General features: G+C 70.9%; 20 protein-coding genes. 8 read left to right on the forward strand and 12 right to left on the reverse strand.

Annotated elements, in window-relative coordinates:
* The first annotated feature begins 189 nt into the window (after positions 1 to 189).
* Positions 190 to 1,779, forward strand: coding sequence for an ABC transporter ATP-binding protein (locus IE255_RS37965; protein ID WP_190054997.1), 1,590 nt, complete (start codon positions 190 to 192; stop codon positions 1,777 to 1,779).
* Positions 1,776 to 2,645: an ABC transporter permease subunit gene (locus IE255_RS37970; RefSeq protein WP_190054998.1), complete on the forward strand. Its 870-nt coding sequence runs from the start codon at positions 1,776 to 1,778 to the stop codon at positions 2,643 to 2,645. The genes IE255_RS37965 and IE255_RS37970 overlap by 4 nt, the downstream gene beginning before the upstream one ends.
* Before the next feature lie 6 nt (positions 2,646 to 2,651).
* On the opposite strand, the gene IE255_RS37975 is transcribed toward IE255_RS37970, so the two are convergent.
* Positions 2,652 to 2,984: an Rv1322 family protein gene (locus IE255_RS37975; protein WP_190054999.1), complete on the reverse strand. Its 333-nt coding sequence runs from the start codon at positions 2,982 to 2,984 to the stop codon at positions 2,652 to 2,654.
* A gap of 254 nt (positions 2,985 to 3,238) precedes the next feature.
* Here IE255_RS37975 and IE255_RS37980 point away from each other — a divergent pair, with 254 nt between their 5' ends.
* Positions 3,239 to 4,267, forward strand: coding sequence for an LLM class flavin-dependent oxidoreductase (locus IE255_RS37980; RefSeq protein WP_190055000.1), 1,029 nt, complete (start codon positions 3,239 to 3,241; stop codon positions 4,265 to 4,267).
* 132 nt (positions 4,268 to 4,399) lie between these two features.
* Here the strand turns inward: IE255_RS37980 and IE255_RS37985 are convergent, their stop codons facing one another.
* Positions 4,400 to 4,792 (reverse strand): SCO5389 family protein, encoded by a 393-nt coding sequence (locus IE255_RS37985; protein WP_190055001.1) that lies wholly within the window; start codon positions 4,790 to 4,792, stop codon positions 4,400 to 4,402.
* 256 nt (positions 4,793 to 5,048) lie between these two features.
* Here IE255_RS37985 and nucS point away from each other — a divergent pair, with 256 nt between their 5' ends.
* Positions 5,049 to 5,720, forward strand: coding sequence for an endonuclease NucS (nucS, locus tag IE255_RS37990; RefSeq protein WP_190055002.1), 672 nt, complete (start codon positions 5,049 to 5,051; stop codon positions 5,718 to 5,720).
* 69 nt (positions 5,721 to 5,789) lie between these two features.
* Here nucS and IE255_RS37995 read toward each other — a convergent pair whose 3' ends face one another.
* The 4 genes from IE255_RS37995 to IE255_RS38010 form a co-directional block, all read right to left on the reverse strand.
* Positions 5,790 to 8,291 carry an ATP-binding protein gene (locus IE255_RS37995; protein ID WP_190055003.1) on the reverse strand — a complete coding sequence of 834 codons (2,502 nt, stop codon included), beginning with the start codon at positions 8,289 to 8,291 and terminating at the stop codon, positions 5,790 to 5,792.
* A gap of 267 nt (positions 8,292 to 8,558) precedes the next feature.
* On the reverse strand, positions 8,559 to 8,882 hold the full coding sequence (locus tag IE255_RS38000; RefSeq protein ID WP_190055004.1) for an STAS domain-containing protein: 324 nt from the start codon (positions 8,880 to 8,882) through the stop codon (positions 8,559 to 8,561).
* A gap of 150 nt (positions 8,883 to 9,032) precedes the next feature.
* Positions 9,033 to 9,881, reverse strand: coding sequence for a 3-hydroxyacyl-CoA dehydrogenase family protein (locus tag IE255_RS38005; protein ID WP_190055005.1), 849 nt, complete (start codon positions 9,879 to 9,881; stop codon positions 9,033 to 9,035).
* 117 nt (positions 9,882 to 9,998) lie between these two features.
* Positions 9,999 to 11,273 (reverse strand): RNA-guided endonuclease InsQ/TnpB family protein, encoded by a 1,275-nt coding sequence (locus tag IE255_RS38010; RefSeq protein WP_229906788.1) that lies wholly within the window; start codon positions 11,271 to 11,273, stop codon positions 9,999 to 10,001.
* Positions 11,274 to 11,417: 144 nt separating this feature from the next.
* Between IE255_RS38010 and IE255_RS38015 the strand changes: the two genes are divergently transcribed.
* Complete coding sequence (locus IE255_RS38015) at positions 11,418 to 11,990, forward strand: cob(I)yrinic acid a,c-diamide adenosyltransferase (RefSeq protein WP_190055006.1); 573 nt, start codon at positions 11,418 to 11,420, stop codon at positions 11,988 to 11,990.
* Here the strand turns inward: IE255_RS38015 and IE255_RS38020 are convergent.
* The gene (locus tag IE255_RS38020) at positions 11,987 to 12,175 is read right to left on the reverse strand and encodes a DUF5708 family protein (protein ID WP_190055007.1); all 189 of its coding nucleotides are present in this window, start codon (positions 12,173 to 12,175) and stop codon (positions 11,987 to 11,989) included. The genes IE255_RS38015 and IE255_RS38020 overlap by 4 nt on opposite strands.
* Positions 12,172 to 12,750: a hypothetical protein gene (locus IE255_RS38025; RefSeq protein ID WP_190055008.1), complete on the reverse strand. Its 579-nt coding sequence runs from the start codon at positions 12,748 to 12,750 to the stop codon at positions 12,172 to 12,174. The genes IE255_RS38020 and IE255_RS38025 overlap by 4 nt, the downstream gene beginning before the upstream one ends.
* A 152-nt stretch (positions 12,751 to 12,902) precedes the next feature.
* On the opposite strand from IE255_RS38025, the gene IE255_RS38030 reads away from it, so the two are divergent.
* The 3 genes from IE255_RS38030 to IE255_RS38040 all read left to right on the forward strand — a co-directional run bounded on the left by IE255_RS38030 (position 12,903) and on the right by IE255_RS38040 (position 16,681).
* Positions 12,903 to 14,087 (forward strand): sensor histidine kinase, encoded by a 1,185-nt coding sequence (locus tag IE255_RS38030; RefSeq protein WP_190055009.1) that lies wholly within the window; start codon positions 12,903 to 12,905, stop codon positions 14,085 to 14,087.
* The gene (locus IE255_RS38035) at positions 14,084 to 14,725 is read left to right on the forward strand and encodes a response regulator (RefSeq protein ID WP_190055010.1); all 642 of its coding nucleotides are present in this window, start codon (positions 14,084 to 14,086) and stop codon (positions 14,723 to 14,725) included. Before IE255_RS38030 ends, IE255_RS38035 begins: the two co-directional genes overlap by 4 nt.
* A gap of 132 nt (positions 14,726 to 14,857) precedes the next feature.
* Entirely contained in the window at positions 14,858 to 16,681 is a 1,824-nt protein-coding gene (locus IE255_RS38040; RefSeq protein ID WP_190055011.1) for a glycoside hydrolase family 18 chitinase, read from the forward strand.
* Between the two features lie 14 nt (positions 16,682 to 16,695).
* Here IE255_RS38040 and IE255_RS38045 read toward each other — a convergent pair whose 3' ends face one another.
* The 4 genes from IE255_RS38045 to IE255_RS38060 all read right to left on the reverse strand — a co-directional run bounded on the left by IE255_RS38045 (position 16,696) and on the right by IE255_RS38060 (position 20,134).
* A complete protein-coding gene (locus IE255_RS38045; RefSeq protein WP_190055012.1) occupies positions 16,696 to 17,142 on the reverse strand; it encodes a DUF2550 domain-containing protein in 447 nt (148 codons plus the stop codon).
* A gap of 130 nt (positions 17,143 to 17,272) precedes the next feature.
* A complete protein-coding gene (locus IE255_RS38050; RefSeq protein ID WP_190055013.1) occupies positions 17,273 to 17,650 on the reverse strand; it encodes a F0F1 ATP synthase subunit epsilon in 378 nt (125 codons plus the stop codon).
* 129 nt (positions 17,651 to 17,779) lie between these two features.
* Complete coding sequence (gene atpD / locus IE255_RS38055) at positions 17,780 to 19,216, reverse strand: F0F1 ATP synthase subunit beta (protein ID WP_190055014.1); 1,437 nt, start codon at positions 19,214 to 19,216, stop codon at positions 17,780 to 17,782.
* Positions 19,217 to 19,219: 3 nt separating this feature from the next.
* Complete coding sequence (locus IE255_RS38060) at positions 19,220 to 20,134, reverse strand: F0F1 ATP synthase subunit gamma (RefSeq protein WP_190055015.1); 915 nt, start codon at positions 20,132 to 20,134, stop codon at positions 19,220 to 19,222.
* Between the last annotated feature and the right edge of the window lie 4 nt (positions 20,135 to 20,138).

The raw sequence follows: 20,138 nt of genomic DNA on the forward strand, positions 1-20,138 counted from the left end.
CCCCGCTCACCGGCACTGAACAGCACCGTCACTTCCCTGCGACCTGATCCAAACGACAGCCCCTAGCGGGACAGGTTTTGGCGCGACCTTTTACCTCCTCTTGGGTGGAACCGTCAGCGCCTCGATATCCTCCTAACCCTTACGGGGGCGTGTGCCCCGCTGTCCTGAACCTTGCGATGGGTGCGGAGCATGATCGAAGCAGTCGGCCTGACGAAGCGCTACGGCGACAAGACCGCTGTGTACAACCTTTCCTTCCAGGTGCGGCCCGGAGCCGTCACCGGCTTCCTCGGGCCGAACGGTTCGGGCAAGTCGACGACGATGCGGATGATCCTCGGCCTGGACAACCCGACCAGCGGTCAGGTCACGATCGGCGGCTATCCGTACCGCAAGCTGCCCAACGCGCCCCGTCAGGTCGGCGCCCTGCTGGACGCCAAGGCCGTGCACGGCGGCCGGGCCGCCCGCAACCACCTGCTGTGCCTGGCCCAGCTGTCGGGCATCCCGGCCCGGCGCGTGGACGAGGTGCTCGGGGTCGTCGGCCTCCAGGACGTGGCGAAGAAGCGGTCCAAGGGCTTCTCCCTCGGCATGGGGCAGCGGCTCGGCATCGCCGCGGCGCTGCTCGGCGACCCGCAGGTGCTGCTGTTCGACGAGCCGGTCAACGGGCTCGACCCCGAGGGCATCCTCTGGGTGCGCAACCTGATGAAGGCGCTCGCGGCGGAGGGCCGGACGGTCTTCGTCTCCTCCCACCTGATGAGCGAGATGGCGCTGACCGCCGACCATCTCATCGTCATCGGGCGCGGGCAGCTGCTCGCCGACATGAGCATCACGGACTTCATCTCCGCGAACTCCGCCGACTTCGCGCGGGTCCGTACGCCCGACACCGAGCCGCAGCAGCGCGAGAAGCTGTCGTCCGCGCTCACCGAGGCGGGCGGGCACGTGCTGCCCGAGCAGGACGGCGCGCTGCGCGTGACCGGGCTGCCGCTCCCCCGCATCAGCGACATCGCGCACCACAGCGACGTGCGGCTGTGGGAGCTGTCGCCGCACCAGGCCTCGCTGGAGGAGGCGTACATGCGGATGACGCAGGGCGCCGTCGACTACCGCTCGACCATCGACCAGAAGGAAGGGCTCCAGCAGCCGCTGCCGCCCGGCGCGCAGCCGCCGATGCCGGTGCCCGGGCAGGGCCAGCCCGGCTGGTACGCCCCGCCGCCGCCCCAGCAGGGCGGGCAGTCGCTTCCGATGCCGCCGCAGGGCGCGCCGGTCCAGGCCCCGTCGGGCCCGTACGCCCCCGGGGCACCGGGAGCCCCGCAGAGCGCCTCCGGCGCGGGCACACCCAACCCGTACGCCCAGCCCGCACCCCAGGCGTCCCAGGGTTCCCAGAACGCCCCGCAGCCCGCCGCGCAGGGCTTCGCCCCGCCGATGCCCGCCTCGCCGCAGGCCCCCGTCGGCCAGCCGGCCGCCGCGCCCGCGCCCCAGGCACCGCAGGGCTCCGGCCAGCCCGGGCCGCAGGTCCTCGCGGGTCAGGCATCCGCGGGCCAGGCATCCGCCGCAGGTGCCCCGTCCGCGCCGCAGACCGGTGCCGCCGCCCCGTCCGCGCCGCAGGCACCGCAGGGCCCCGGCCAGCCCGGCCGGCAGGCCCCCGCGGGCCAGGCATCCGCCGCAGGCGCCCCGTCCGCGCCGCAGGCCCCCGCGCAGCCCGCCGCCGCGCCGGTGTCCGCCGCTCCCGCGCAGCCGGCCGCCGCCGCCCCGACCTCCGATCTGACCAAGCCCGAGGACGCCCGATGAGCAGCCCCCAGTCCCAGATGCCGCAGGCCGCGCCCGCCTGGCAGGCGGCGCCCGGTTCCCCGTACCCCGGCTACACCTCGCCGATCCCGGTCGTACGCACGCACCTCGGGCACGCCATCGCCTCCGAGTGGACGAAGATCAGGTCGGTGCGCTCCACGATGTGGACGCTCGGCGTGTTCGTCCTGCTCGTCGTCGGCATCGGCACGCTGACCGGCGTGGTGGTGATGAACTCCGACCCGGCCCTCTCCGGCGAGAGCCCGCTCGGCCTGGGCTTCTTCGGACTGCTGCTGGGCAGCATGTGCATCATCACGCTGGGCGTGCTGACCACCGCCTCGGAGTACGGCACCGGCATGGTCCGCACCACGATGGTCGCGTGCCCGAGCCGCGGCCGGGTGCTGGCGGCGAAGGCCGTGGTGTTCTTCCTGGTCGCGTTCGTGGTGACGCTGGTGTCCGCGTCCCTCGTCGCCTTCATGCACGTGGCGATGCTGGAGGGCGACGGGGCCAAGTCCCCCACCGGCGGGGAGTGGCTGAAGAGCACGGTCGGCATCGCGGCCTACATCGCGCTGCTCGGCCTGCTCTCGCTCGCCGTCGGCTCGATCATCCGGCACTCGGCGGGTGCCATCACGATCATGATCGGTGCCGTGCTCGCCCCGCTGGTGATCGCGCTGTTCATGTTCTCGGAGTCGCTGGAGGGCGTGCGCCAGGCCCTGTTCGAGTACTCGATCCCGAACCAGCTCAGCATCTTCTACTCCAACTCCCTCAGCCAGTCCGGCCCGTCCGGCTGGGACCCGCTGTGGATCATCCTCGGCGCGACGGCCGTCGCGTTCGCCGCCGCCTTCGCCCTGCTGGAGAAGCGGGACGTCTGAGGTCCGTCAGAATCTGGGCGCGTTACGGGACCGCCGCACCCCCGGGGTGCGGCGGTCCCGCGCGTTCCAGCAGGCCTTGTGCCAGTGCCGGCGGTCGTCGACGCCCGTGTGCTCGGCCCAGGCCACCACGTGCGGCACACCGTCCGGGATCAGCTGGTCGCAGCCGGGGCAGCGGTACGACTTGCCCTGCGCGCTCGCGCCGGCCACGTGCCGCACGCTCCAGTTCTCGCCCTGCCAGTGCTCCGAGGACTGCCAGCCGCCGTAGCGGCCGGGGCGGTCGTCCTCGGCGGTCCGGCCGGACGTACCGGCGCCCTTGGGTCGGTTGCGACGCGGGGACACGGGACACCTCTCGGGGCTATACAGGAAGCGGGCCGTGTCCAGCCTACGCGGCGCGGACGGGGGTACGCGTACGGCACCAATCGCCATAAGTCCCTCTCCGGGCGAGGCGGGCTCTCCCTCCTGAGCCCCCCGCCGAGCGCTCCATTGAGCAGACAATCCGCAAAATACTCCGACCGGCCGTGTCCTGGGCACGTGTCAGACGGTTATGCGCTGTAGGGGGAGCTCCGTGTCGGAGCCAAGGAAGCAGGAAAGCAATGCGCGTTGGAAGTTTCGTGTTGGCGGCCCAGTTCCCCGGCCAGGGTGAGGGAGAGGCGCTGCACCGCGCGGTCCGCTCGGCCGAGGTGGCCGAGGAGGCCGGGCTCGACACGGTCTGGCTGGCCGAGCACCACTTCGTGCCGTACGGCACGTGCCCGTCCGCCATCACCCTGGCCGCCTTACTGCTCGGCCGCACCCGCCGCATCCGGGTCGGTACGGCGGTCAGCGTCCTGCCCACCGCTCACCCCGTGACCCTCGGCGAACAGGCCGCGCTGCTGCACCACACCAGCAACGGCCGTTTCACGCTCGGCGTCGGCCGCGGCGGCCCGTGGGTCGACCTGGAGGTGTTCGGCGCGGGCCTGGAGGCGTACGAGAAGGGGTTCCCGGAGGCCCTGGACGTCCTGGAGCGCTGGCTGCGCGACCCGTCCGTGGCGGCCGACGGAGAGCGCTTCCGCTTCCGTGAAGTCCCGGTGGTGCCGCGGCCGTCGGAGGCCCTGACCGAGGTCGAGGGGCCCGAGCTCGTCGTCGCCTGCACCTCGCCGGCGAGCGTGCGCCTGGCGGCCGAGCGCGGGCTGTCGATGCTGCTCGGGATGCATGTGGGGGACGAGGAGAAGGCCGAGATGGTCGCCCTGTGGCGGCAGCACGCGCGGGCGTGCGGCCGGTCGCCCGAGGAGGTTCTCGGCGCGTCCCATGTGTCGGCCGGCGTCTGCCAGATCGCGGACAAGCGGGTCGACGCGGCGGAGACGCTGATGAAGGCGATGCCGGGCTGGCTGAAGCAGGGACTGGAAGCGCATGTCACGGTCGACGGGCGGACGCGCCGGATGCGCGACCCCCTGGCGTACACGGAACTGCTCTGCGGGCTGCACCCGGTGGGCACACCGCGGCTGTGCGCCGACCGGCTGGCGGCGACCAGCGAGCGGACCGGCATCTCCCGCTTCGCCCTGCTCGTCGAGGGCTCCGGGGACCTGGCGGCGACCGAGGAGAACGTACGGCGGCTGGGCACCGAGGTGCTCCCCCAACTCCGATGAGCGGACCGGGCGTCGGGGAACAGCCGTGCGGCGCACGGGACTTCGGGGTGGGCGGGGACGTCACGGGAGGCTTGCCGCCCCGGTACAAAACTGCACCTCCCGCGTACGGAGCGGCAAGCGGACGGCGCCGCGTCAGCAGTCCCGGAACTCGGGCGACTGGTTCAGCACCTGGCTGCGGGCCGAGGTGAAGCGGCCCAGCGTCTCGTCGACCGAGGAGTCAAGCGGGAACACGGCCACCCGGTGGCAGTTCTGGAAGGCCAGCCGCACACCGAAGTGCCGTTGCAGCGCGCCGCGTATCGCGTCACTCGCAAGCGCACGCAGCAACTGACCGCGTGCCTGCTCGTCCGGCGGAGGCGTCTGGTTGTCGGCGAACGCACCGCCGTCCACCTTCAGCTGGGCCACCAGGGAGCTGATCATCTCCCACGCATAGGGCAGGGAGGTCCGGACGCAGTCGACGAATTCCACTTCGTCGACCTCGCCTCGCTCGGCCTGTTCGAGTAGGGCCGGTGAGACGTCGAGCGACATGAGTTCTCCTCTCGCACCCCCGCCCGGCGGGCAGGGGTTGCCGGACAGATAAGGGAGTTCGCGATACCGGACACACTGCGTACACGCATCGCGACCTCCCGTTCATACCGTAAGCAACCGACGGTGACGGCACCAGGAGAATGCGCAGATGATGCACTCCCGGTGTGCACATCCTGCACACAATCGGCCATTACCGAACACGTGTTTTCCAGGGCGAATCGCGTCGACAGGCGCCCGTCGAGTAGCGTTGCCGACCATGCGTCTCGTCATTGCCCGCTGCTCCGTCGACTACGCCGGGCGGCTCACCGCCCACCTTCCCTCGGCCCCGCGCCTGATCCTGGTGAAGGCGGACGGCAGCGTCTCGATCCACGCCGACGACCGGGCCTACAAGCCCCTGAACTGGATGTCGCCGCCCTGCACGCTGAAGGAGGGCACCGGCGAGGACGAGGGCGTCTGGACCGTCGTCAACAAGGCGGGCGAGAAGCTCATCATCACGATGGAGGAAGTCCTCCACGACTCCTCGCACGAACTGGGCGTGGATCCCGGCCTGATCAAGGACGGCGTGGAAGCGCACCTCCAGGAGTTGCTCGCCGACCGCATCGAGACGCTCGGTGAGGGCTACACCCTGATCCGCCGCGAGTACCCGACGGCCATCGGGCCGGTCGACATCCTGTGCCGGGACGCCGACGGCAAGACCGTCGCGGTGGAGATCAAGCGGCGCGGTGAGATCGACGGCGTGGAGCAGCTGACGCGCTATCTGGAGCTGCTGAACCGCGATCCCCACCTCGCCCCGGTCCGCGGCATCTTCGCCGCTCAGGAGATCAAGCCGCAGGCCCGCGTCCTCGCGACCGACCGCGGCATCGGCTGCCAGGTCCTCGACTACGACGCGCTGCGGGGCATCGAGGACGACAAGCTGCGGCTGTTCTGACACACCTCCGTACACGACGAAGAGGGCCGGGTCCGAGGAACGGACCCGGCCCTGCTGTGCGTACGGGTGTCAGATCACCTGTTCCGAGTTGCTGGGCGTGCCCGGGCTGCTCTCCGGCGCGCTCGCCGTGGTGCTCGCGGGGGTGCTGGGGGCCGGGCCGCTCGCCGAGTCGGAGGTGGACGGCTGCGACGTGGGCGGCTGCGAGGTCGGCGGCTGCGACGTGGGGGGCTGCGAGGTCGGCGGCTGCGAGGTCGGCGGGTCGGACGTCGGCGGCTTGGACGTCGTGGGGGGCCTGGACGTCGTCGGCGGCTTCGATGTCGTGGGCGGCTTGGAAGACGTCGGCGGCTTCGACGACGAGGCCGAGCCGCTGGGATCCGGCGAGCCACTGGGCTCGTCCGTCGGCGTCGGGTCGTCCGACGTGCCGAGCGTGCCGTCCGGGCCCGGGTCGGTCGGGCGGCTCGTCGCCGCCGCGCCGGTGTCGCCGTCACGGTCCTTCACCGGCCGGTCGGCGCCCAGGCTGCCGTCGCTCACGCCCTCGCTGGCCGAGGGGTTGACGCCGACCTGGTCGGACGGCGCGCCCGGCTCGTTGTCGGAGGTGGCGCCGAGCGTCACCACCGTGCCGAGCACGGCGACGAGCAGGGCACCGGCACCGGCGGCCACGAGGTTGCGCCGGGCCAGGCCCTTGAGACCGCCCCGGGCCTTGCGTGAGGGCATGGGTGAGCTGCGGTGGGTGACCACGGCCGGGGAGGACGGCTGCTGGAGTGTCGGGAAGGCCGCCGGGACACCGCCGGCCGGAGACGCCGACTCCTCGTACCTGGCGTCGGGCACCTCCTCGCCCGCGGTCGGCCCGAGTCCGATCGGCGTGCCCGAGCGGTCGGCGACCAGGGCGAGGGCGCGGCGGCCCGCGACGGTGCCGCGCTTGTCGGCGAGGGCGCCGCGCAGGCCGATGGAGGCCTCCAGTTCGGCGCGGGCGCGGTCGAGCTGTCCGCCGCACAGGGCGAGGATGCCGAGCTCGTGGTGGAAGTAGGCCTCTTCGGCGACGTCCCCGGCGAGTCCGGCGGCCTCGGCGCCGGTCCGCAGGGCCTGTTCCCAGGCGCTCCAGTGCAGTCCGGCGGCGAAGGCGGGCGAGGCGGTGCGGGCCAGGTGCACGGCCGCGCTCTCCTCGTCCTCGGCGGGCGGGCGCGTGGCCGGCCCGAGGAGGGCCAGCGCGGCGAGGAGCGCGTCGGCCTCGGCGCACACGCGCTCCGGGGTGACCGAGGGGTGCCCGGCCCACCAGGAGTAGTGCTGGGCGGCGCTGCGGGCGGCGGCCTCGGCCTCGTCGGCGTATCCGGCGACCTCCAGTTGCGCCGGGACGCCCGCGGCGAGCCGGTAGCGGGAACCGACCGGGGAGACCAGGCCGCAGGCGGCCAGTTCGCCGAGCGCGGCGTCCGCGTGGGTGTCGCCGACCAGGGCGGGCAGATGCGCCTGGTGCGGGACCTCGCCGCCGAGCGCGACGGCGAACCGCAGGGTGGCGCGGGCGGAGGCGCTCAGCCGGGAGGCGAGCAGCGATGCGGGCGCCGCGGCCTCACCGAGCGAGGGCAGCGGCACCTCGTCGCCGGCGTCGTCGTACGCGTCGGCCCGGGGCGCCTCCGGGAAGACGCCGAAGTCGTCGGCGGCGCTCGCCCCGGCGCGCAGCCGGTCGCGTTGCCGCAGCAGGGCGCCGGCCTGGACGAAGCGCAGCGGCAGGCCCTCGGACTCGAACCAGAGGTCGCCCGCCCAGTTGGACTCCTCGTCGGTGAGGGGCCGGCCGACGGCGTGCTCCAGCAGGTCGAGCCCGGCCGCGCGGTCCAGGCCGCCGAGGAAGACCTCCTCGACGGCGGCCTCGGCGGAGGGGGCGGGCACGTCCGGGGTGGCGCCGAGCAGGAAGGCGCACTCGGGGGTGGCCTCCAGCAGTTCGTCGAGCGCGGCGCCGCCGAACTCGAGGTCGTCCAGGACGACGACCGCGCCGATCTCACGCAGGCAGGAGAGCAGTTCGTCCTGGTCCGGGCGGTGCAGGGGGGCGTTGTACACCGCGTAGAAGAGGTCGTACAGCAGGTCGTCGGAGGTGCGGCCGAAGCCGTTGAGCCGGACGACGCCGTCGGGGGCGAGGTCCGCGCAGTCCTCGGCGACGAGGTCGAGCAGGCGGGTGCGGCCGGAGCCGGCCGGGCCGGTGAGGCGGACGGAGCGGCCGCGGGCGAGCAGGCGCACCAGCCGCTCGCGTTCGTCCTGGCGGGCCAGCAGCGGCAGGGCGGGCTGCGCGGGTCCGGGCGGGACGGGCGGCCGGGACGCGCGCTCGGCCTCGGCGCGCTCGGCCGCGGTGAGCTTCACGGGCCGGGCGGGCCGTTCGGCGGGCGGGCAGACTTCTATCTCGCTGCCGTCGACGGGGTTGACGGTCAGCAGGAAGTCGCCGGAGACGAGCTGCACCGTGCGGGCGAGCGCGGGCGCGTGCTGTCCGAAGTCGGGTGTGAGGGAGTCCCGGGGCGGGCGCTGGCGCGGCGCCTGGCCGTCGCCCTCGTGGCCGTACTCCTCGGGTCCCCGGGTGTTCGGGTCCATAGGTCAAGCCCCCCAAAAGCGTGTGTGTGCCTGAAAAAGCCCCTCCCGGCCTTGCTGCACACCGCGCTGTCGCTTCTGGTCCGGGCCCGCTCGAAGGGTGGCAAGGCAGCGGGCAGCCGAACCCTAAACCTTCGCACAGTATCTACGACAGTCCGGGGTACCGCGCCGTCCGTAACGTCACGGTCTCGTGAGGATTGTGCGCGTCGCACGATGCGACGACGTCCGTGCGGGTCTCCCCGGTCGCCCGGTTCACACCCGTACACGGAGTCACACGCGGGGCAGCGTGTCCACCCCGATGCCCCCCTCGATCGCCAGGATCCGGTGCAGGCGGGTGGCCACCAGCAGGCGCTGCATCTGCGGCGGTACGCCACGCAGCACCAGGCGCCGGCCGCAGCGGCCGGCCCGCCGGTGGGCCCCCATGATCACGCCCAGTCCGGTGGCGTCCCAGGAGTCCAGTTCGGACAGGTCGAGCACCAGGTCGCCGACTCCGTCGTCGACGGCCGAGTGCAGGACCGTACGGGCGTCCGCCGCGCTGACGACGTCGAGGCGGCCCCCGACGACCAGCTCGGCGTGGTCGCCCCTGATGTGCATATGCGCTCCCCGTGCGTGCGTCTCGCGCTCCGCGTTCTGATGCCGGTGATGCAACCTCTGACTGTGTGGAGGAGGCAGAGGTTGCTTCTTGTAAGCGAACCGATACCGAATTCACCCCGGGGTGTGATGGGCCCCGGGGCATGTGCGGTTTCAGTGCTTGTAGAAGCCCTGCCCGCTCTTGCGTCCGATGTCACCGGCGTCAACCATCCGGCGCATCGACTCGGGAGCCGCGAACTTCTCGTCCTGGGACTCGGTGTAGATGTTGCTCGTGGCGTGCAGCAGGATGTCGACGCCCGTCAGGTCCGCCGTCGCCAGCGGGCCCATGGCGTGGCCGAAGCCGAGCTTGCAGGCCAGGTCGATGTCCTCGGCGCTCGCCACGCCCGACTCGTGCAGCTTCGCCGCCTCGACGACGAGGGCGCAGATGAGACGGGTCGTCACGAAGCCGGCGACGTCGCGGTTGACGACGATGCAGGTCTTGCCGACCGACTCGGCGAACTCCCGGGCCTTGGCGAGGGTTTCGTCGCTGGTCTTGTAGCCGCGGACGAGTTCGCACAGCTGCATCATCGGCACCGGCGAGAAGAAGTGCGTGCCGACGACCCGCTCGGGGCGCTCCGTCGCGGCCGCGATCTTGGTGATCGGGATGGCGGAGGTGTTGGAGGCGAGGATCGCCTCGTCCTTCACGAGCTTGTCGAGGGCGCGGAAGATCTCGTGCTTGACTTCGAGCTTCTCGAAGACGGCCTCGACGACGACGTCCGCGTCGGCCACGGCGTCCAGGTCGGTGGTCGCGGTGATGCGGGCGAGGGCGGCGTCGGCGTCGTGCGCCTCCAGCTTCCCCTTGGCGACGAACTTGTCGTACGAGGCCTTGATGCCGTCGGTGCCCCGCTTCAGCGCCTCGTCGGTGACGTCGCGCAGGACGACGTCCCAGCCCGCCTGTGCGGAGACCTGGGCGATGCCGGATCCCATGAGGCCGGCTCCGATGACGGCGAGCTTCCGTGCCACTGTGCGACTCCCCTGACGCGCTGCTTATGTCTGCTTCTCGGGCGGACACTAGCGTTCGTGAGGCGGCGCGTGCCTGACTTAGTAACGCGTTTCACGTCTCATGGAGTGAGACCCGTGTCACGTCCCACATGACGGACTTGGCGATCCTCCCCGCGGCCGAAGCCGAGGGGATTCCGACCTCAGAGGTCGGAGCGCTAATTCCTTGCGTTTTGCGCTGGTTGGCGCTTCACAGACCGGCTGGCGCCGAGGTCTCCACGCCCTGTGACCCGTATGCCCGCGGGCCAGTACATTCTTCGCGCCGACCGTGTCGGCGTGCTCTCGGTGACCACAGGTGGTGCAGACGAACCTCGCTTGGCTCTCGCGGTTGTCCGGATGCACACATCCACAGGCAGGGCAGGTTGTTGAACTGAAAGCCGGGTTGACAGTGCGCACCGCGGTGCCTGTATGGCGGGCACGGTTGCGGACTGCCAGTTCGAAGGAGTGCCAGCCCTTGTCGAGGATCGCGCGGTTCAGTCCGGCCTTCTGCCCGACACGCGTTCCCGGCTCGGCTGAGGTCCCTCTGGCGGTAGCGGTCATGCCGACTGTGTTGAGGTCCTCGAGGACGACGAGGCCATTGCCGTCGACGACGTGACGGGCCGTCTGCGTGTGGAAGTCCCGGCGGCGGTCGCGGACCCTTCGCATGATGACCCGCATCCTCTCTTGACACGCTTTTCGGCGGTTCGATCCCTTCTGGGTGCGAGCGTGCTGTTGCTGAAGTCTCCGGCATCGCTGGGCTTCGCCAGGGGTGATGAAGCTCCTGTCGAAAAACCGGCCATCGCTGGTCGCGGCCAGCACCGCCACTCCGCGGTCAATACCGACTCGACCGCGCTCCAACGAGACTGCGGGTCCGGCGGTGCCGGTCTCCACCAAGAAGCTGACGTACCAATGCTTGCCGTCACGTGAAACGGTGGCTGACTTCAGCGTGCCGCCGAGCGGACGAGACCAGCGAAAGATCACCCAGCCGAGCTTCGGCAGCCGCGCCCGGCCACGCTTGCGCCCGAGCCGTTCGACGGACAGGTGACGCGGGTCGGGAAACCGGAAGGATGGCTGCCACCGCTGCTTCGCCCTCCACCGCACACCGAACGTGCCATGGGTACGGCATGCTCTGTCCAGGTCCCGAAGAGTCTGCTGGAGAATGTGGGACGGAGCGGTCCTCAGCCACGGATGCTCCACCTTGGCCTCAGCCATTTCGCGGGCCTGCTGCACATAGTCGATCCACGCGCCCCGGCGCCGGTACTCGCGCCGTTGCTCGAGGCCGATGTTCCACACCGCCCGGCAGATGCTGCCGTACTCCTCGGCCACTTCTCTCTGCTCAGGCGTGAACTGGAGCCGGTATCTCCTGCCGACCAGCATGCTTCCCCCCTCCTGAGCGACGCGATGACCTCACCTCCGTCAACGACGCTCCGACCTTCAGGACACGGGTGCGAATCAGGTGCGCTTGTACGAGACCAAAAGGTGAGGAGGTGCGCCCATGACGCGAACGTCTAGATTGGCCACATGGTCAATCTGACGCGCATCTACACCAGGACCGGCGACCAGGGCACCACCGCCCTCGGCGACATGAGCCGGGTCGCCAAGACCGACCTGCGGATCTCCGCGTACGCCGACGCCAACGAGGCGAACGCGGTGATCGGCACGGCGATCGCGCTGGGCGGCCTGGACGAGGAGATCGTCAAGGTCCTCACCCGCGTCCAGAACGACCTGTTCGACGTGGGCGCGGACCTGTCGACGCCGGTGGTGGAGAACCCCGAGTTTCCGCCCCTGCGGGTCGAGCAGTTCTACATCGACCGGCTGGAGGCGGACTGCGACCGCTTCAACGAGCGGCTGGAGAAGCTCCGCTCCTTCATCCTCCCGGGCGGCACACCGGGCGCGGCCCTGCTCCACCAGGCCTGCACGGTGGTCCGCCGGGCGGAGCGGTCGACGTGGGCGGCCCTGGAGGTCCACGCCGAGACGATGAACCCCCTCACGGCCACCTACCTCAACCGCCTGTCCGACCTCCTGTTCATCCTGGCGAGGACGGCGAACAAGGAGGCCGGAGACGTGCTGTGGGTGCCGGGCGGAGAACGCTAGGCCTTTCGCCGCGCCTCCTGCCACAGCCCGGCGGCGGCCAGCACGCCGCCGACGCACATCATCACGATGCCGACCTTCGTGAGGGTGAAGACGGGGATCTCCACGTCGCCGGTGAACAGCCACAGCCCCAGGCCGATCACGAAGGTGACGGCACCTTCCACCAGGTTTCCGCGGGCCTTGCTCATCGGTGCACCTTCTCCTTCTCCAGCGTCACCTCGGACTCCCCCGCGGGAGCCTTCCGAGGCCAGATCGCATAGCTCAGGGCGACGAGGCCGTGGATCCCGGCCGCCCGCCAGGCCACATAGCGCCAGCTCTCCAGGGAGGAGACGCGGCTCGGGTCGTCGACGTACCAGATGGCGAGCTGGAGCAGCACGGTCGCGACGACCGCGCCCGTCAGCGTGCCCGTCCAGACCTTGCCCTCGTGACGGGCCCGGGCCATGCCGTACCGCGGCGGCTTCAGCGGCGGCGGCGCGCCGCCGAACCGGTGGGCGGCATGGCCGTCGAGCCACTTCACGGTGCGGTGGCCGTGGCCGACGGTGTAGCCGATGTACAGCGCGGCCAGGCCGTGCGTCCAGTTCGGCTCCGCGCCGTTCTTCAGGTCCAGCGCGGTGGCGACCAGCAGGACGACCTCCAGCAGCGGCTCGCACAGCAGCAGCACCAGCCCCGTGCGCGGCATGCGCAGCAGGTAGCGGAAGGCCAGTCCGGCCGCCAGCAGCACCCAGAAGCCGATCTCGCAGGCGGCGATCAAGGCGACGATCACGGTTCGCTCCTCTCGGTCACCCTTCAAGGCTCCCGGTCGGCGCGGCCGGAATCGTCGTCGCGGCTGACGAATCCGCGGTACATCGAAAGATGCAGCGGGGGACCCTCCGCGGGGTCCACGCGCACGGCCCGACGGCCGTGTTGGATGGTGCCATGGCCGTACGACTCCCCCGCCCCCGCCGCTTCGACGTGTACGTCGCGCTGGGCGGGCTGCTCGGCGGACTGCTGCTGTGGGGCGTCGGCCTGGCCACCCGCCCGCACACCGAGCCGTACGTCATCCTGCCCGGACGCTGGCCCCTGCTGCTGCCGCTCGTCGTGATGGCGGGCTGCGAACTGCTGCGCCGCAGCGCCCCCCGCGTCGCCCTGCTGATCGGCACGCCCGCGCTGGTGCTGGACCTCGTCACCCAGGGCAACCTGGTCACGTTCCTGATGTACACCGACCTGATGTACGCGGCCGTCCTGTACGGGCCGCCCTCCTCGGCCCACCGCATCCCGAGGATCACCGGGCTGCTCACGGTGGCCGGGACCGTGGTGCCGTTCGCGGTGTGGCGCGAGCCGGAGGCGCTGCTCATCGGCGTGCTCACCGGCCTGGTCACCTTCGGGCCCGCCGCCACCGGCCTGATCGTGCGCAACCACCGCGACGCCGCCGAGGCGGCCCGGCTGCGCGCCGAGCAGACCGCGCTGCTCGCCGAGATGGACCGCGCCCAGGCCGTCACCGCCGAGCGCGCCCGGATGGCCCGCGAACTGCACGACATGGTCGCCAACCACCTCTCCGCGATCGCCATCCACTCCACGGCCGCGCTCTCCCTCGACGACCCGAAGACCTCCCAGGACGCCCTGTCCGTCATCCGCGAGAACAGCGTGGAAGGACTCGCCGAGATGCGGCGGCTGATCGGGATCCTCCGGGACTCCAGCGGTGACACCGAGCCGGTCGCCGCGCCCACGCTCGACGGACTCGGCGCCCTGGTCGAGGGCGCGCGCTCCAACGGCCTCGACGTCACCCTGGACGCCACCTGGGGCACGGTCCCGGCGCCCGTGGAGCTCGCCGCCTACCGCATCGTCCAGGAGTCCCTCACCAACGCCCTCAAGCACGCCGGCCCCGGCCGGGTCGCCGTGTCCCTCGCCCAGCGCGATGGCCTGCTGACCGTCGCGGTGACCAGCCCGTACGGCGACCGGGACGGACCCGGCGCCCCCGGCTCGGGCGCCGGCCTGGTCGGCATGCGGGAGCGCGCCGCGCTGCTGGACGGCACGTTCGAGGCCGGCCCCGAGGACTCGCCGGACGGCAAGATCTGGGCCGTACGCGCGACCCTGCCCGTGACCGAAGGAGAACCCGAATGATCCGCGTCCTGGTCGCCGAGGACCAGTCCGCCGTCCGCGCAGGGCTGGTCCTCATCCTGCGCAGCGCCCCCGACATCGAGGTGGTCGGCGAGGCGGCGGACGGCGAGCAGGCGGTGGCGCTGGCCCGCGAGCTGCGGCCGGATCTGGTGCTGATGGACATTCAGATGCCGCGCCTGGACGGGGTGTCGGCGACCCGGCAGGTCGTCGCGGAGCGGCTCGCGGACGTGCTCGTGCTGACCACCTTCGATCTCGACGCGTACGTCTTCGGGGCGCTGCGGGCGGGCGCGTCCGGCTTCCTGCTGAAGAACACCGAGGCGCGGGATCTGCTGGAGGCCGTGCGGACGGTCGCGCGCGGGGAGGGGCTGATCGCCCCGGCGGTCACCCGGCGGCTGATCGCGGAGTTCGCCGCGAAGCCCGCCCGGGAGCCCGCCGCCGACCCGGCCGTCCTGGACCGTCTGACCCGGCGCGAGCGCGAGGTGCTGTCCTGCCTGGGCGAGGGGCTGTCCAACGCGGGTATCGCCGAGCGCCTCGACATGGCCGAGGCGACCGTGAAGACCCATGTCAGCAGGCTGCTGGGGAAGCTGGAGCTGCGCAGCCGGGTGCAAGCCGCGGTGCTGGCGCAGGAGTTGGGCGTCTGACCCGGCGCGGATCGCGACAGGTCACGGTGGTCCAGACCCATTGACCGGTGGTCCAGACCTTTCTATTCTCACGGCACCATGAGTGGCGTGAGGCTCAGTCACGCCCCCACAACTCCATCGAGGAGGCGCAGCATGCGCTTCAGACACAGAGCCGTGGCAGGCTTCGCGACCCTGTTGCTCCCGCTGGCCGGGCTGGTCGGCCTCGCCACCCCCGCCCAGGCGGCCACGTCCGCCACCGCGACCTACGCCAAGACCCAGGACTGGGGCTCCGGCTTCGAGGGCAAGTGGACGGTGAAGAACACCGGCACCACGACGATCAGCTCCTGGACCGTCGCGTGGGACTTCCCCTCCGGCACCTCCGTCACCTCCGCCTGGGACGCCGACGTCACGTCCTCCGGCACCCGCTGGACCGCGAAGAACAAGTCCTGGAACGGCACCCTCGCCCCCGGCGCCTCCGTCACCTTCGGCTTCAACGGCACCGGCTCCGGCTCCCCCGCCAACTGCAAGCTCAACGGCGGCAGTTGCGACGGCGGCAGCACGGAACCCGGCGACAGCGCACCGAGCGCCCCCGGCACCCCCACCGCCTCCGGCGTCACCGACACCTCGGTGAAGCTGACCTGGTCCGCCGCCACCGACGACAAGGGCGTCAAGAACTACGACGTCCTGCGCGACGGCACGAAGGTCGCCACCGTGACGACGACCTCGTACACGGACACCGGCCTGACCAAGGGCACGGACTACTCCTACTCGGTCCAGGCCCGCGACACCGCCGACCAGACCGGCCCGGTCAGCGGCGCCGTACGGGTCCGCACCACGGGCGGCACCACCGAGCCGCCCACCGGCGACAAGGTCAAGCTCGGCTACTTCACCGAGTGGGGCGTCTACGGCCGCAACTACCACGTCAAGAACCTGGTGACCTCGGGCTCGGCGTCGAAGATCACGCACATCAACTACGCGTTCGGCAACGTCAAGAACGGCCAGTGCACCGTCGACGACACCTACGCCGCCTACGACAAGGCCTACACCGCCGACCAGTCCGTCAGCGGCACCGCCGACACCTGGGACCAGCCGCTGCGCGGCAACTTCAACCAGCTGCGCCAGCTCAAGGCGAAGTACCCGCACATCAAGGTGCTGTACTCCTTCGGCGGCTGGACCTACTCGGGTGGCTTCGGCCAGGCGGCGCAGAACGCGGCCGCGTTCGCCAAGTCCTGCAAGGCGGTCGTGGAGGACCCGCGCTGGGCGGATGTCTTCGACGGCATCGACATCGACTGGGAGTACCCGAACGCCTGCGGCCTGACCTGCGACACCTCAGGACCCGCGGCCTTCAGGAACCTGATGTCCGCGCTGCGCACGGAGTTCGGGCCGAACTACCTGGTCACCGCGGCCATCACCGCCGACGGCTCCTCCGGCGGCAAGATCGACGCGGCCGACTACGGCGGCGCCGCGCAGTACCTCGACTGGTACAACGTGATGACGTACGACTACTTCGGCGCCTTCGACAAGGACGGCCCGACCGCCCCGCACTCCCCGCTCACCTCGTACCCCGGCATCCCGCAGGCGGGCTTCAACTCGGCCGACGCCATCGCCAAGCTGAAGGCGAAGGGCGTCCCGTCCGCCAAGCTGCTCCTCGGCATCGGCTTCTACGGCCGCGGCTGGACCGGCGTCACCCAGTCCGCCCCCGGCGGCTCGGCGACCGGCGCGGCTCCCGGTACGTACGAAGCGGGCATCGAGGACTACAAGGTCCTCAAGAACTCCTGTCCCGCGAACGGCACCGTCGCCGGCACGGCGTACGCGCACTGCGGCAGCAACTGGTGGTCCTACGACACTCCCGCCACGATCGCCGGGAAGATGACCTGGGCGAAGAACCAGGGACTCGGCGGCGCGTTCTTCTGGGAGTTCAGCGGTGACACCGGCAACGGAGAGCTGGTGACCGCGATCGACAACGGCCTGTCGTAAAAAAGTTCGGCGAGTTACGCGACGTTGACACGCTGACCGGGCGGGGCTGCCTCGAGCCACGCGAGGAAACCGGTCAGCGCGTCCTCGCTCATCGCCAGTTCCAGACGCGTGCCCCGGTGCAGACACGCGAGGATCACATGGTCGGAGAGCAGCGCCAGCTCCTCCTCGCCCTCCGGGACCCGGCGGCCGGCCACCTCGATCGCGGAACGCTCCAGGATGCGACGCGGGCGCGGCGAGTAGGAGAAGACGCGGAACCACTCGACGCGGTCGCCGTTGTACCGGGCCACCCCGTACGCCCAGCCCTTGCCGTTCGGGTCGCCGTTCTCCGGGGCGTCCCAGCGCAGGCTGGCGTCGAAGGTGCCGCCCGAGCGCTGGATGAGCCGGCGGCGCAGGCCGAAGACGAGCAGTCCCACCACCACGAGGGTCACGACAATTCCGCACACAGCCAGAGCGAGGACCATCGACACCGACCTCCTCGTCTCCTAGGTAACGGAACGTAAAAAACACCCACATCCGGCTCAGCCGCGGCCGGGTCCGGATCTCTCCGGTACCCAGTCGCGGCTGAGTGACGTCATCACACGGCGGACAGGGTCAGCGGGCCGCCGTCGCAGCCCGCAGACGGACGTCCGCGCGGCGCTGGGCCTCCGCGTCGTCCTCCGCCTTCGCGCGTGCCAGCTCCTGCTCCGCGCGCTGGACATCGATCTCGTCCGACAGCTCGGCGACTTCGGCCAGCAGCGAGAGCTTGTCGTCCGCGAACGAGATGAACCCGCCGTGGACCGCGGCGACGACCGTCCCGCCCTCGCTGGTACGGATGGTCACCGGGCCCGACTCCAGCACACCGAGCAGCGGCTGGTGACCGGGCATGACGCCGATGTCGCCGGACGTGGTGCGCGCGACGACCAGGGTGGCCTGGCCGGACCAGACCTCACGGTCGGCCGCGACCAGCGCGACGTGCAGCTCAGCAGCCAAGGTGGCTCCTCGGGTCACCACCCGGCGGTTGTGCCGGGTGTTGGTTACAAGTCTAGTAGGCGTGAGTGAGGGGGCGGGACGTGCCCCGCCCCCTCTCCAAGAGCACAAGGCTCCGTCAGCACCGGTGCGTCAGGAGACGCCCAGCTCCTTCGCGTTCTTCTTCAGGTCCTCGAGACCACCGCACATGAAGAACGCCTGCTCCGGGAAGTGGTCGTAGTCGCCGTCGCAGATCGCGTTGAACGCGGCGATCGACTCGTCCAGCGGCACGTCCGAACCGTCCACGCCGGTGAACTGCTTGGCGGCGTGGGTGTTCTGGGACAGGAAGCGCTCCACGCGACGGGCACGGTGGACGACGAGCTTGTCCTCCTCGCCGAGCTCGTCGATACCGAGGATCGCGATGATGTCCTGGAGGTCCTTGTACTTCTGCAGGATGTTCTTCACGCGCATCGCGGCGTTGTAGTGGTCCGCCGAGATGTACCGCGGGTCGAGGATCCGGGACGTGGAGTCCAGCGGGTCCACGGCCGGGTAGATGCCCTTCTCGGAGATCGGACGGGAGAGCACCGTCGTCGCGTCGAGGTGGGCGAAGGTGGTGGCCGGGGCCGGGTCGGTCAGGTCGTCCGCGGGGACGTAGATCGCCTGCATCGAGGTGATCGAGTGACCACGGGTCGAGGTGATGCGCTCCTGGAGGATGCCCATCTCGTCGGCCAGGTTCGGCTGGTAGCCCACCGCGGAGGGCATACGGCCGAGCAGGGTCGACACCTCGGAACCGGCCTGGGTGAAGCGGAAGATGTTGTCGATGAAGAACAGCACGTCCTGCTTCTGGACGTCGCGGAAGTACTCCGCCATCGTCAGGCCGGCCAGGGCCACGCGCAGACGGGTGCCCGGGGGCTCGTCCATCTGGCCGAAGACCAGCGCGGTCTTGTCCAGAACGCCGGACTCTTCCATCTCCGCGATGAGGTCGTTGCCCTCACGGGTGCGCTCACCGACGCCCGCGAAGACGGAGACGCCCTCGTGGAGGTTGGCGACACGCATGATCATTTCCTGGATCAGCACGGTCTTGCCGACACCGGCACCACCGAACAGACCGATCTTGCCGCCCTTGACGTACGGGGTCAGCAGGTCGACGACCTTCAGGCCCGTCTCGAACATCTCGGTCTTCGACTCGAGCTGGTCGAACGCGGGGGCCTTGCGGTGGATGGGCCAGCGCTCGCCGTCGTGGGTCTCGTCGCTGTTCAGCACCTCACCGAGGGTGTTGAACACCTTGCCCTTGGTGAAGTCGCCGACCGGGACGGAGATGCCCGCGCCGGTGTCGGTCACCGGGGCCTGGCGGACCAGACCGTCGGTGGGCTGCATGGAGATGGCGCGGACCAGGCCGTCACCCAGGTGCTGGGCGACCTCCAGGGTCAGCGTCTTCTTCTCGCCCGCCAGCGCCGGGTCGGCGACCTCGACGTGCAGGGCGTTGTAGATCTCCGGCATCGCGTCGACGGGGAACTCCACGTCGACGACCGGGCCGATGACCCGCGCGACGCGGCCCGTCGCCGTGGCCGTCTCAACAGTGGTGGTCATTTGTCAGTCACTCCCCGCGGTCGCGTCGGCCAGGGCGCTGGCGCCACCGACGATCTCGCTGATTTCCTGGGTGATTTCGGCCTGGCGGGCCTGGTTGGCAAGCCGGGTGAGGGTCTCGATGAGCTCTCCGGCGTTGTCGGTCGCCGACTTCATCGCGCGCCGCGTGGCGGCGTGCTTGGAGGCGGCCGACTGGAGCAGCGCGTTGTAGATGCGGCTCTCGACGTAGCGCGGCAGCAGGGCGTCCAGGACGTCCTCCGCCGAGGGCTCGAAGTCGAACAGCGGGAGGATCTCGCCCTTGGGCTTGGCCTCCGCCTCGACCTCTTCGAGGCTGAGCGGCAGCAGCCGGGCCTCGATCGCCGTCTGCGTCATCATCGACACGAACTCGGTGTAGACGATGTGGAGCTCGTCCACGCCGCCCTCGGCCGTCTCCGTCTCGATGGCCTCGATCAGCGGAGCCGCGACCTTCTTGGCGTCCGCGTACGACGGGTCGTCGGTGAAGCCCGTGAACGACTCCGCGATCTTGCGCTCACGGAAGTTGTAGTGGGCGACACCACGGCGGCCGACGATGTAGCTGTCGACCTCCTTGCCCTCGGCCTCGAGCTTCGCCGTGAGCCTCTCCGCGGCCTTGATGGCGTTGGAGTTGAAGGCGCCGGCCAGACCGCGGTCGCTCGTGAGGAGCAGGACCGCGGCGCGGGTCGGGTTCTCCGCCTCCGTCGTCAGCGGGTGCTTGGTGTTCGATCCGGTCGCGACCGCCGTGACCGCGCGGGTGAGCTCGGTCGCGTACGGCGTGGAGGCCGCCACCTTGCGCTGCGCCTTGACGACGCGCGAGGCGGCGATCATCTCCATCGCCTTCGTGATCTTCTTGGTCGCGGAGACGGTTTTGATGCGACGCTTGTAGACCCGGAGCTGGGCTCCCATGAGT

Origin of the sequence: Streptomyces lomondensis (assembly GCF_014651035.1) — a bacterium.
Classification (GTDB): Bacteria; Actinomycetota; Actinomycetes; order Streptomycetales; family Streptomycetaceae; genus Streptomyces; species Streptomyces lomondensis.